This window comes from Micromonospora sp. NPDC023966 (assembly GCF_040639095.1).
GTDB lineage: Bacteria > Actinomycetota > Actinomycetes > Mycobacteriales > Micromonosporaceae > Micromonospora.
The window spans coordinates 45651-57687 of sequence record NZ_JBEZZJ010000005.1 but is presented as its reverse complement, the minus strand read 5'-3'; the positions used below and the strand labels follow the sequence as shown (position 1 = coordinate 57687).

At 72.5% G+C, this 12037-nt stretch carries 10 protein-coding genes, 1 tRNA gene and 1 pseudogene; 2 read left to right on the top strand and 10 right to left on the bottom strand.

The genetic code is table 11. The features are described from left to right. Positions 1 to 7: 7 nt before the first annotated feature. On the bottom strand, positions 8 to 1033 hold the full coding sequence (locus AB0F68_RS10585) for a hemolysin family protein (protein ID WP_357334946.1): 1026 nt from the start codon (positions 1031 to 1033) through the stop codon (positions 8 to 10). A gap of 176 nt (positions 1034 to 1209) precedes the next feature. Between AB0F68_RS10585 and galE the strand changes: the two genes are divergently transcribed. Continuing rightward, entirely contained in the window at positions 1210 to 2193 is a 984-nt protein-coding gene (gene galE / locus AB0F68_RS10580; RefSeq protein ID WP_357334943.1) for a UDP-glucose 4-epimerase GalE, read from the top strand. A 55-nt stretch (positions 2194 to 2248) separates the two neighbouring features. Then, positions 2249 to 3406, top strand: coding sequence for a galactokinase (gene galK / locus AB0F68_RS10575; protein ID WP_357334941.1), 1158 nt, complete (start codon positions 2249 to 2251; stop codon positions 3404 to 3406). Positions 3407 to 3466: 60 nt separating this feature from the next. Here galK and cysN read toward each other — a convergent pair whose 3' ends face one another. The 9 genes and pseudogenes from cysN to AB0F68_RS10530 form a co-directional block, all read right to left on the bottom strand. Continuing rightward, the gene (gene cysN, locus AB0F68_RS10570; RefSeq protein ID WP_357334938.1) at positions 3467 to 4771 is read right to left on the bottom strand and encodes a sulfate adenylyltransferase subunit CysN; all 1305 of its coding nucleotides are present in this window, start codon (positions 4769 to 4771) and stop codon (positions 3467 to 3469) included. Further along, complete coding sequence (cysD, locus tag AB0F68_RS10565; protein WP_357334936.1) at positions 4771 to 5682, bottom strand: sulfate adenylyltransferase subunit CysD; 912 nt, start codon at positions 5680 to 5682, stop codon at positions 4771 to 4773. Before cysD ends, cysN begins: the two co-directional genes overlap by 1 nt. A gap of 80 nt (positions 5683 to 5762) precedes the next feature. Beyond that, on the bottom strand, positions 5763 to 6596 hold the full coding sequence (locus AB0F68_RS10560; RefSeq protein WP_357334932.1) for an inositol monophosphatase family protein: 834 nt from the start codon (positions 6594 to 6596) through the stop codon (positions 5763 to 5765). 94 nt (positions 6597 to 6690) lie between these two features. Then, positions 6691 to 7281 carry an aminoacyl-tRNA hydrolase gene (gene pth, locus AB0F68_RS10555; protein WP_357334928.1) on the bottom strand — a complete coding sequence of 197 codons (591 nt, stop codon included), beginning with the start codon at positions 7279 to 7281 and terminating at the stop codon, positions 6691 to 6693. A 96-nt stretch (positions 7282 to 7377) separates the two neighbouring features. Then, positions 7378 to 8070: a 50S ribosomal protein L25/general stress protein Ctc gene (locus AB0F68_RS10550; RefSeq protein WP_357334925.1), complete on the bottom strand. Its 693-nt coding sequence runs from the start codon at positions 8068 to 8070 to the stop codon at positions 7378 to 7380. A 295-nt stretch (positions 8071 to 8365) separates the two neighbouring features. Then, positions 8366 to 9346, bottom strand: coding sequence for a ribose-phosphate diphosphokinase (locus AB0F68_RS10545; protein WP_357334922.1), 981 nt, complete (start codon positions 9344 to 9346; stop codon positions 8366 to 8368). Between the two features lie 52 nt (positions 9347 to 9398). After that, a pseudogene (gene glmU, locus AB0F68_RS10540) lies at positions 9399 to 10925 on the bottom strand (bifunctional UDP-N-acetylglucosamine diphosphorylase/glucosamine-1-phosphate N-acetyltransferase GlmU). A 114-nt stretch (positions 10926 to 11039) separates the two neighbouring features. After that, positions 11040 to 11111: transfer RNA gene (locus AB0F68_RS10535), tRNA-Gln, on the bottom strand. Between the two features lie 15 nt (positions 11112 to 11126). Then, positions 11127 to 11987, bottom strand: a complete 861-nt coding sequence (locus AB0F68_RS10530) for a helix-turn-helix domain-containing protein (RefSeq protein ID WP_357334919.1) — start codon at positions 11985 to 11987, stop codon at positions 11127 to 11129. Between the last annotated feature and the right edge of the window lie 50 nt (positions 11988 to 12037).

The following is a 12037-nucleotide window of genomic DNA, read 5'->3' as shown; positions in this document are numbered from 1 at the left end:
GCGTCCGTCATGACGGGCCGGTGGGTCGGGTGGGCACGGGCGGGAGCGGGGCGGTGACCTCGCGCCGCGGCTCGGGCAGGCGCGCCGGGGAGACCGCGAGGCGGGACACCCGCCGCCCGTCGAGCGCCACCACCCGCAGCAGCCAGCCGCCGGGCGGGTCGTCCGGGTCGGGTCCGCCGGCGTCCTCCGGGTCGACGGCCACCGGCACCTCGTCGCCGGCGACCGGCAGCCGGCCGAGGGCGGCCATCACGAAGCCGCCGACCGTCTCGTACGGCCCGGCCGGCAGCGGCACCCCGGTGCGCTCGGCGAAGTCGGCCAGGTTGAGCCGGCCGTCGACCACGGCGGGCAGGCCGGCGTGGGCCGGGTCGGGCGGGGCGTCGTCCTCGTCGTGGATCTCCCCGACCAGCTCCTCGACCAGGTCCTCGCAGGTGACGATGCCGGCGGTGCCGCCGTACTCGTCGACCACCACGGCCAGGTGGTGACCCTCCCGGCGCATCTCGGTGAGCGCGGCCAGCACCCGCTTGCTGCCGGGGAGCCGCTTCACCTCGCGGGTCAGCTCGCCGACCGTGGCGCGCGGGTCCCGTTCCGGGCGCAGCAGCACGTCGCGCAGGTGGACGAAGCCGGCCACGTCGTCGTGGGTGCCGTCGACCACCGGGTAGCGGGTGTGCGGCTCGGCCCAGACCAGCCGCTCGGCCTCTGCCAGAGTGAGCCCGGTGGCCAGGAAGACCACCTCGGTGCGCGGCACCATCACCTCGCGGACCAGCCGCGCGCCGGCCACCAGCACCTCGTCGATGATCCGCCGTTCGTCCGGGTCGAGCAGCGTGTTGGCCGCGACCAGGTCGCGCAGCTCGGCCTCGCTGATCCGTTCCCGGCCGGCGGTCGGGCTGGCCCCGAGCAGGTCGGTGACCAGGCGGGTGGCGCCGTCGGCGGCCCGTACGACGAGCCGGGCCACGGTCCGGGCCACGGGTCCCGGTTCGCGTCTGGGCCGCCCCGACGAGCGCCGCCGGGGCCCGGGACCACCTCCCTCCCGCATGAGAAGGATGGTAGACAGCGGACGCCGCACGCCTCGGGCGATGTGCGGATCTGTTCAATCATGAAGGATTGTGATGGAATGGCAGGCGGCCCCACTCGCAGCCGCGGCACCGCGCGCGGCCGTAGGGTGATCACGGACGGCCGCCGCGGCACGCGGCCAGGCAGAGGAGGACCGACGTGAAACTGCTCGTCACCGGCGGCGCCGGCTACATCGGCAGCGTGGTGACCCGGATGCTGCTGGACCACGGTCACCAGGTGACCGTCCTGGACGACCTGCGCACCGGCCACCGGGAGGCGCTGGCCCCCGAGGCGACCCACGTCGACCTGCCGATCCACGAGGCCGCCCGGGTGCTCACCCCCGACGCCGGCTTCGACGGCGTGCTGCACTTCGCCGCCCTCATCGCCGCCGGCGAGTCGATGGTCAAGCCGGAGCTCTACTGGCAGACCAACACCGTCGGCTCGCTCGCCCTGATCGACGCGGTCCGCGCCGCGCGGGTGCCCCGACTGGTGTTCTCCTCCACCGCCGCCGTCTACGGCAACCCCACCGAGCTGCCCATCCCGGAGACCGCCGTCAAGGCCCCCACCAACACCTACGGGGCCACCAAGCTGGCCGTCGACATGGCGCTGACCTCCGAGGCGGTCGCACACGACCTGGCCGCCGTCTCGCTGCGCTACTTCAACGTGGCCGGGGCCTACCGGCACGACGGGCGGGCACTCGGCGAACGGCACGACCCCGAGACCCACCTCATCCCGCTGGCCCTCGAGGTGGCCGCCGGCCGGCGCGACAAGCTCCAGCTCTTCGGCGACGACTACCCCACCGTCGACGGCACCTGCGTCCGCGACTACATCCACGTCGCGGACCTGGCCCGCGCCCACCTACTGGCCCTCGACGCCGCCACGGCCGGCCGGCACCGGATCTACAACCTGGGCAACGGCAACGGCTTCACCAACCGGCAGGTGATCGAGGTGGTCCGCGAGATCACCGGGCACCCGGTGCCGGTCGAGGTGGCCCCGCGCCGCGAGGGCGACCCGGCCGAGCTGGTCGCCTCCTCGACGCTGGCCCGCGCCCAGCTCGGCTGGGTGCCGGAGAAGCCCACCCTCCAGGACATGGTCGGCGACGCCTGGGAGTTCTACCGCACGCACATCCTGGGGCAGCAGTGAGCGCGAGGAGTGAGCCGGTTTTGCGAGCCCCGCAGTCGCGAACGAAGGAGGACCGGTGAGCGACGTCGCGGCCCGGGCCACCGCCGGGTTCCGGCAGCGGTACGGCGCGGAGCCCGCGGGCCGCTGGGCGGCGCCCGGCCGGGTCAACCTGATCGGCGAGCACACCGACTACAACGACGGCTTCGTGCTGCCCTTCGCGCTGCCGCTGCGTACCGTCGTCGCCGCGGCGGTCCGGGACGACGGGCGCTGGAGCGTCTGGTCGGAGCTGGACGACGAGCCGGTGGAGTTCGGGCCGGCCGAGGCCGACGAGCCCGGCCGGGTCGACGGCTGGGCCGCCTACGTGGCCGGGGTGGTCTGGGCGCTGCGCGCCGCCGGTCACGCCGTCCCCGGCGCCCGGCTGGCCATCGCCTCCGACGTGCCGGTCGGCTCCGGGCTCTCCTCGTCGGCGGCCATCGAGGCGGCGGTGCTCGCCGCCCTGCTCGACCTGGGCGGGCTGGACCTGCCGGCCGGCCGCTGGCCGCGGCTCGCCCAGCGGGCCGAGAACGACTACGTCGGCGCGCCCACCGGGATCATGGACCAGTCCGCGGTGATCCGCGGCCGGTCCGGGCACGCGCTCTTCCTGGACTGCCGCACCGAGGCGATCGAGCAGATCCCGTTCGACCTGGACGCCGCCGGGCTGGCCGTGCTGGTGATCGACAGCCGCGCACCGCACCGGCACGCCGACGGCGAGTACGCCGCGCGCCGCAAGTCCTGCGAGCGGGCCGCGAAGGCGCTCGGGGTCGCCGCGCTGCGCGACGTCGCCGCCGCCGACCTCGACGCGGCGCTGGCCCGCCTCGACGACTCCGAGACCCGCCGCCGGGTCCGGCACGTGGTCACCGAGGACCAGCGGGTGCTCGACACCGTCGAACTGCTGCGCGCCGGCCGGGTCCGCGACATCGGCCCGCTGCTGACCGCCTCGCACGCCTCGATGCGGGACGACTTCGAGATCACCGTGCCGGAGATCGACACCGCGGTCGAGGCGGCGCTGGCCGCCGGGGCGTACGGGGCACGGATGACCGGCGGCGGCTTCGGCGGCTGCGTGCTCGCCCTGGTCGACGCGGACGCCGCCGACGCCGTGGCGGCCGCCGTGGCCGCCGCGTACGCCGACCGCGGTTTCACCGCGCCCGGCACCCTGACCGTCCGCCCGGCCGGCGGCGTGGCCCGCCTGGACTGAGTGCGACGAAAGGGCCCCTCGTCCGAGGACGAGGGGCCCTTTCGTGAGGCGCGGGCCGGGTCAGCCGGCCTCGACGATCATGCCGGCGCCGACCGTGCGATTGGTGGTCTCGTCGATGATGACGAAACCGCCCGTGGTCCGGTTGCGGCGGTACTCGTCGGCCAGCAGCGGGACCGTGGTGCGCAGCCGCACCCGGCCGATCTCGTTGAGCTTCAGCTCGCCGGCCGTCTCGTCGCGGTGCAGCGAGTTGATGTCCAGCCGGTAGTGCAGGCCGCGCACGATCGCCCGGGCCGAGCGGGTGGTGTGCTTGATGGCGTACTTGCCGCCGACCTGCAGCGGGCGGGTCTCGTCCATCCAGCAGATCATCGCCTCGATGTCCTGCGCGACGGTCGGGGCATTGTTCGGGCGGCAGATCATGTCGCCCCGTGAGATGTCGATCTCGTCAGCCAGCCGGACGGTCACCGCCATCGGCGGGAACGCCTCGTCCACCGGGCCGTCCGCGGTCTCCACCGCGGCGATCCGGCTGGTGAAGCCCGACGGCAGCACCATCACCTCGTCGCCGGCCTTGAGCACGCCCGAGGCCACCTGGCCCGCGTAGCCCCGGTAGTCGGTGACCGTGGTGGACTGCGGCCGGATCACGTACTGCACCGGGAAGCGGACGTCGACCAGGTTGCGGTCCGAGGCGATGTGCACCCGCTCCAGGTGGTGCAGCAGCGACGGGCCCTCGTACCAGGGCATGTTCTCCGAGCGGGTGACGATGTTGTCGCCCTGCAGCGCGGAGATCGGCACCACGGTCAGGTCCGGCGCGTCGAGCTTCGCGGCGAACGCGGTGAACTCGTCGGCGATCTGCTCGAACACCTCCTGCGACCAGTCGACCAGGTCCATCTTGTTGACGCAGAGGACCAGGTGCGGCACCCGCAGCAGCGAGCAGAGGAACGCGTGCCGGCGGGACTGCTCCACCAGGCCCTTGCGCGCGTCCACCAGGATCAGCGCCAGGTCGGCGGTGGAGGCCCCGGTGACCATGTTCCGGGTGTACTGGATGTGCCCCGGGGTGTCGGCGATGATGAACTTCCGCCGCGGCGTGGCGAAGTAGCGGTACGCCACATCGATGGTGATGCCCTGCTCCCGCTCGGCGCGCAGGCCGTCGGTGAGCAGCGCCAGGTTGGTGTACTCGTCGCCCCGGGCCGCGCTGACCGCCTCGACCGCGGCGAGCTGGTCGGTGAAGAGCGACTTCGTGTCGTACAGCAGCCGGCCGATCAGGGTCGACTTGCCGTCGTCGACGCTGCCCGCGGTGGCGAACCGCAGCAGGTCCATCGGCCGGGCCGACGCGTCGGCCTCGGCCGGCGCAACAGTCTCGACGCTCATCAGAAGTAGCCCTCCCGCTTGCGGTCCTCCATGGCGGCCTCACTGACCCGGTCGTCGCCGCGGGTCGCGCCGCGCTCGGTGATCCGCGTGGCGGCCACCTCCTCAATCACCTTCTCCACCGTGTCGGCGTCCGAGCGGACCGCCGCGGTGCAGGAGGCGTCACCCACGGTGCGGTACCGCACCTGGGCCTTGAACGGCTGCTCACCGGCGCGCCCCCGGAAGAACTCGTTGACCGCGTAGAGCATGCCGTCGCGCTCGATCACCTCGCGCTCGTGCGCGTAGTAGATCGACGGCAGCGGGATCCGCTCCCGGGCGATGTAGTGCCAGACGTCCAGCTCGGTCCAGTTGGAGAGCGGGAACACCCGGATCGACTCGCCCGGGTGGTGCCGACCGTTGTAGAGCGCCCACAGCTCGGGGCGCTGGTTCTTCGGGTCCCACTGGCCGAACTCGTCGCGGAAGCTGAACACCCGCTCCTTGGCCCGGGCCTTCTCCTCGTCCCGGCGGGCGCCGCCGAACAGCGCGTCGAAGCGGTGCTTCTCCACCGCGTCGAGCAGCACCGGGGTCTGGATCCGGTTGCGCATGCCGTCGGCCGACTCGCGCACCATCCCCTTGGCCAGGGCCTCCGGCACGCTGGCCACGATGAGCTGCAGACCCAGCTCGGCGACGCGCTGGTCCCGGTATTCGAGAACCTCGGGGAAGTTGTGCCCGGTGTCGACGTGCATCACCGGGAAGGGGATGTTGGCCGGGGCGAACGCCTTCTGGGCCAACCGGAGCATCACGATCGAGTCCTTGCCGCCGGAGAAGAGCAGCACGGGGCGCTCCATCTCGGCGACGACCTCGCGCATCACGAAGATGCTCTCCGCTTCGAGCGCGTCCAGGTGGGACACCTGGTACGCCGCGGGGGCCGTCATGACACGAACTCGATTCGCTCGGATCCGCACATCGGGATTCCAGACCTTTCCGGTCGGACTCGTGAAGAAGAACGCTCAGGCTACCCGGAATGCCTCTGCAGCGCTGCAAGCAACCGGCTGGCGAGATCCTTGCGGCAGACCAGCAGATCGGGCAGGCGTGGGTCGGCCTCGTTGTATTTCAGCGCAGATCCGTCGATCCGGGAAGCGTGCAGTCCGGTGGCCGTCGCCACAGCGACCGGAGCGGCCGAATCCCACTCGTACTGACCGCCCGCGTGGATGTACGCGTCGACCTCGCCGGTGACCACAGCGGCGATCTTCGCGCCCGCCGAGCCCATCGGAACCAGATGCGCGCCGATGTCCTCTGCCAGATCGGTCAGGAAAACCGGCGGACGGCTACGACTGGCCGCCAACCGGATGGTCCTGGCGCCGCCCGCCGTGGCGGCCTCGAGGGTCATCGGCGGGTACGCCGGCGGGTAGTCCGTGCCCAGCACCCGGTGCTGGGCCGGCAGGCCCACCGCGCCCGCGACCAGACCGTGCGGCGTCGGCGCGCTGCGCGCCCAGAGCGCCACGTGCACCGCCCAGTCCGAGCGGCCCTCCTCGGCGAACTCGCGGGTGCCGTCCAGCGGGTCGACGATCCACACCCGGTCCGCGTTCAGCCGGGACACCGCGTCGCTGCTCACCTCGGCCGTCCAGGCCAGACGGGAACCCTCGTCCTCCTCCGACAGCACCGCGTCCGCCGGCCGCCACTTCGCCAGCTCGGTACGGATCAGCTCGTGCGAGACCTTGTCCCCGGCCGACTTCAGCGCCCCCGCGTCGGCGAAGCCCAGCTCCGCGCGCAGGCCCATCAGCGCCTGCCCGGCCCGCGCCGCCAGCCACCGGGCGAACGCGCCATCGATCATCGGAGGACTGCCCATGGTGTTCCCGCTCCCGTCGCCCGCCTTCGCACCCTCGGAAAGGCGCAGACTACCGGCCCGGACCTGCCCGGACCGGCATGCCCCGCCCGGCGCCTCAGGCCCCGTGGTAGAGGTTCTGTGTCGGCTCCACGCCCTTGACCACCACCGACTCCACCACGTCCGCCGCCCGGTCCACCAGGAACTCCAGCTCCTTGCGCTCGGCGGCGGAGAAGTCCGACAGCACGTAGTCCGCCGGGTCCTGCCGCCCCGGCGGCCGGCCGATGCCGAACCGCACCCGCACGTAGTCCTTGGTGCCCAGCGACTTCGACATCGACCGCAGCCCGTTGTGGCCGCCCTCGCCGCCGCCGCACTTCACCCGCAGCTGGCCGTACGGAATGTCCAGCTCGTCGTGCACCGCGATCACCCGCGCCGGCGGGATCTTGTGGAACTGGGCCAGCGCGACCACCGGGCCGCCGGAGAGGTTCATGTAGGTCAGCGGCTTCACCAGCACCAGCTTCGGCCCGCCGAAACCCAGCCGGCCCTCGGCCACCTCGGCCACCGCCCGCTTGTGCCGGCCGAACCTACCGCCCAACCGACCGGCCAGCAGCTCGGCCACCATGAAGCCGACGTTGTGCCGGTTGCCCGCGTACTCCCGACCGGGGTTGCCCAGGCCGACCACCAGCCACGGCCCCGCCTCGTCCGTCACGCCACGTCCCTTCCGCTCTGCCCCACGACCCGTCCCCCATACGCCGACAGGCGCCCCCGGGAACCGGGGACGCCTGTCGCACAGCCTGCGGGCCGATCAGGCCTCGGTCTTCGGCTCCTCGGCAGCCGGCTCGCCCTCGGCCGGAGCGCCCTCCGGAGCCTCGGCGGTCTCCTCGCCGACCTCGGCCTCGGCCTCCTCCTCGGCAACCTCGACCTCGGGGAGGGTGGCCTCGAGCTGCTCGGCGGTCGGGGCGGCGGTCACCGAGGCGACCGGCATCTCGCCGTCCGCGGCCAGCTCGACGCCGGCCGGCAGCGTCACGTCGGCGGCGGTGATCTGGGTGCCGGCCTCGGCGCCCTCGATCGACGCCTCCAGGTGGTCCGGCACCTTGGTGGCGTCGGCGGTCACCGAGAGGGTGTCGTGGTCGTGCACGATCAGGGTGTCCTTCGCGGCCTCACCGGTCAGCTGGATCGGGACCTCGACGGTGACCTTCTCGCCCCGGCGGACCAGCAGCAGGTCCACGTGCTCGAAGGTGTCCTTGATCGGGTCACGCTGGATCGCCTTCGGCAGCGCCAGCACCTGGGTGCCGTCGCTGACCTCGATCGCGAAGAGCTGGTTCGCACCACCCTTGCGGATCGCCGCGGCGAACTCACGCGCCGGGAGCGCGATGTGCTTGGGCTTCTCGCCGTGGCCGTACAGCACGGCGGGCACCTTGCCGGCCCGGCGGGTACGACGGGCACCACCCTTGCCGAACTCGGTACGGGGCTCGGCGCTGATCTTTACCTCGGACACGGGGAAACTCCTGATGCTTCGCTGCGGCGGCTTGTCGTCTGGCGGTGCTGGGCGAGGGGCTCGCTGGGGCTCAAGGTCATGAACGACCGCCCGGAGCACCGCGTCGATGACGGCGCCTCCGTGCGGTGCTTTTCAGCAGCCCGCCGGGCACCCTCGCCGTGGCAACCGCACCAGTCTACCCGAGCGATTTCGAAGCCAGCCGGCAGTCCCCATATCACCGCCGGCCACACCTCGGGGCCGACTTTCCCACCGGCGGCAACCGTCCCGGACGGCCGCCGCCGGCGGGCGCCGGAACTCAGCTCAGGCCACCGAAGAGGGTGGTCACCGAGCCGTCGTCGAAGACCTCCCGGATCGCCCGGGCCAGCAGCGGGGCGATCGACAGCACGGTGAGCTTGTCGAGCTGCTTCTCCGGCGGCAACGGCAGCGTGTTGGTCACCACGACCTCGCTGATCGGGCTGTTCTTCAGCCGCTCGGTCGCCGGGTCGGACAGCAGCGCGTGAGTGGAGGCCACCACGATCTCCGCCGCACCCGACTCCTTCAGGATGTCGGCCGCCTTGGTGATCGTGCCACCGGTGTCGATCATGTCGTCGACGATCAGGCAGACCCGGTCCTCGACCTCGCCGACCACCCGGTTCGCCACCACCTGGTTCGGCTTCAGCGGATCCCGCGTCTTGTGGATGAAGGCCAGCGGGCAGCCACCCAGCCGGTCCGTCCACCGCTCGGCCACCCGCACCCGGCCCGAGTCCGGCGCCACCACCGTCATCGGCCGGCCCGCGTACCGGCGCTCCACGTACTCGGCCAGCACGTCCATGGCGAACAGGTGGTCCACCGGGCCGTCGAAGAAGCCCTGGATCTGCGCGGTGTGCAGGTCCACGGTCAGGATCCGGTTCGCGCCCGCGGTCTTCAACAGGTCGGCCACCAGCCGGGCCGAGATCGGCTCCCGGCCGCGGTGCTTCTTGTCCTGCCGCGAGTAGGGGTAGAACGGCAGGACCACGGTGATCCGCTTGGCCGAACCGCGCTTCAGCGCGTCGACCATGATCAGGGTCTCCATGACCCAGGTGTTGACCCCGTGCGTCACGGACTGCACCACGAAGGCGTCCGAACCGCGTACCGAGTCCTTGAAGCGTACGAAGATCTCACCGTTGGCGAAGTCGTACGAGTCGGAGGGCGTCGGCGCGACGCCGAGCACCTCACCGATCTCCTTGGCCAGCTCCGGAAAACCCCGTCCGGAGAAGAGCATCAGGCTCTTGCGGTTTTCGGCGACGATGCTGCCCATGGGCCCGTCTGCTCCCGTATGTCGGTGGTTCCCGGCGGCGGTGAGCCGGGGACTATTCGGTTGCAGTATCCCCCGCGTTCACCGGTCCTCCCACCGTCTCCGGCCCCTCGTGGATTCAGTCACCTTCGCTTGCGGCGCCCGCCGGGTCCGACGCACCCTCGCGGGCCCGCTGCGCCGCCTCCGCGGCCGCCGTGCCGGACCGCTTGCGCAGCACCCAGCCCTCGACGTTGCGCTGCTGGCCCCGGGCCACCGCCATGGCGCCCGGCGGCACATCCGCAATGATCACCGAGCCGGCCGCCGTGTACGCCCCGTCGCCCACCCGCACCGGCGCCACGAACATGTTGTCCGCCCCGGTACGCGCGTGACTGCCGATCGTGGTGTGGTGCTTCTTCACCCCGTCGTAGTTGACGAACACCGTCGCCGCGCCGATGTTGCTGTGCTCGCCGATCGTCGCGTCCCCCACGTACGACAGGTGCGGCACCTTCGAACCCTCGCCGATCGCGGCCTTCTTCGTCTCCACGAACGTGCCGACCTTCGCCTTGCGGCCCAGCCGCGACTCCGGCCGCAGGTACGCGTACGGCCCCACACTGGCCTCCGGGCCCACCTCGGCACCCACCGCGTGGCTGCGAACCACGCTGGCGCCCGCGCCGACCGTGGTGTCCACCAGCGTGGTGTCCGGGCCGACCAGCGCGCCCGCGCCGACCACCGTCGCGCCCTGGAGCTGGGTGTTCTGGTCGATCACCGCGTCCCGCTCGACGGTCACCGTCACGTCGATCCAGGTGGTGTGCGGGTCCAGGATGCTCACCCCGGTGCGCATCCAGCCCTCGTTCACCCGGTCCCGCAGCAGCCGGCGCAGCGCGGCCAGCTCAACCCGGTCGTTGCACCCCAGCGTCTCGACGTGGTCGGCGGCGCAGTGCACCGCCACCGGCTCCCCCGCGTCCCGGAGCAGACCGAAGACGTCGGTCAGGTACTCCTCGCCCTGGTCGTTGTTCGTCGAGAGCTTGCCCAGCGCGTCGCGCAGCCGGGCCACGTCGAACGCGTAGATGCCCGCGTTGATCTCCCGCAGCGCGCGCTGCTCGGAGGTGGCGTCACGCTCCTCGACGATCTGCGCCAGCCGCCCCTCGGCGTCCCGCACGATCCGGCCCAGGCCCGTCGGGTCGGGCACCTCGGCGGCCAGCACGGTCGCCGCCGCGCCCGCGCCCTCGTGCGCCTCGACCAGCGCCGCCACCGTCTCCGGCCGCAGCAGCGGCACGTCCCCGTTGATCACCACGACGGTGCCGGCGGCCTCCGGAACCGCGTCCAGCGCGATCCGGACCGCGTGCCCGGTGCCGAGCTGCCGCTCCTGGAGCACCGGGGCGGCCGCCGGGGCGATCTCGGCGAGGTGCGCGCCCACCTGGTCGGCGCCGTGGCCGACCACGACCACCGTGCGGTCCGCGCCGAGCGGCGCGGCCGCGGCCAGCACGTGACCGAGCAGGGTACGACCGAGCAGCGGGTGCAGCACCTTGGGCAGGGCCGACTTCATCCGCTTGCCCTCACCGGCGGCGAGCACGACAACGGTGCGGAGGTGGGGCTGGGGCACGACGTGGCTCCCGTCGGGACGGCGACAGTCTCGCGGCCATGCTAACCACGCGACCGGCTGCAATTCGCATCCGCCCACACAAATGCCGCCATCACGCGCGATCGGACGGGCGAGCTGGGGTGCCTGGATTCGAACCAGGAGCTCAAGGCTCCAAAGGCCTGCGGGTTGCCATTACCCCACACCCCATTGCCGTGTCAAGACCTACGGCCCGTCATTTTGGGTCCGCGTATCGTCCGCGATCCGGAACAGCTCGGCGATCATACCCTCGATCCGCCAGTAGAGCGCACGGCTGCGGGGCACCGTGATCACCAGACAGCCGTGGTAGTCGTCGCCGGTGTTCCGGCGCACCGTGGTCGGGTTGTGTCGCTTGAGCACCGACCGCCGGAACCGGTCCGGGGGCAGCCGGAGCCGTTCCGCCCACCATTGGACCGCGGCCTCCGCGTCGGCCGACTCGTGGATGCTCACCCGATAGGTCGGCACCGTCGGGCCGATGCCGCACACCTCGAGGAAGCGGAGGAACAGCGCCAGCAGGCCCGGGTCGCTGTTGACGAACTGGACCGTCACCGGCCGGCGCCACGGCTTCGACTTCGCACCCTCGCACCAGTAGATCGCCGCGCCCAGCAACAGGAGGTCGCGTTCGTCGAGCGCGCCGACCGCACCGGCGGCCCGTTCGTGTTCGGCCGCCTGGGCCGCGTCCCGCGCCTCCCGGTAGGCACCCCACCGGGCGTCCGTCATCGCCTTCGAATGCGCTCGCCGCCGCTGGGCCGTCGCCTCGTCCGGGTTCAATGGCAGGTGCCGCACCCACTGGTAAGCGGTCGACTTCGCGACGCCGAGCTGCTCTGCGATCTCGTTGACCGACCGCCCGGCCGCCCTCAGCCGCTCCGCCTCGGCGCGCGCCGCGTCGCGGGCCCGGGGCCGCCGGGTCCACTCGGGTGGTGGGATGCCGCGCAGCAGCGCGTACGCCCGGTCTCGGCCGATGCCCAGGCGGGCCCGGATCTGCTGGACGGAGAGCTGTTCCTCGACGCGCAGGCGGCGCGCCTCGGCGGCGAGCGGGTCGGTCACAGGGGCAGGTTAGGACGGGCGTACGACAGGTCGGCCATCGACGGAGCGAC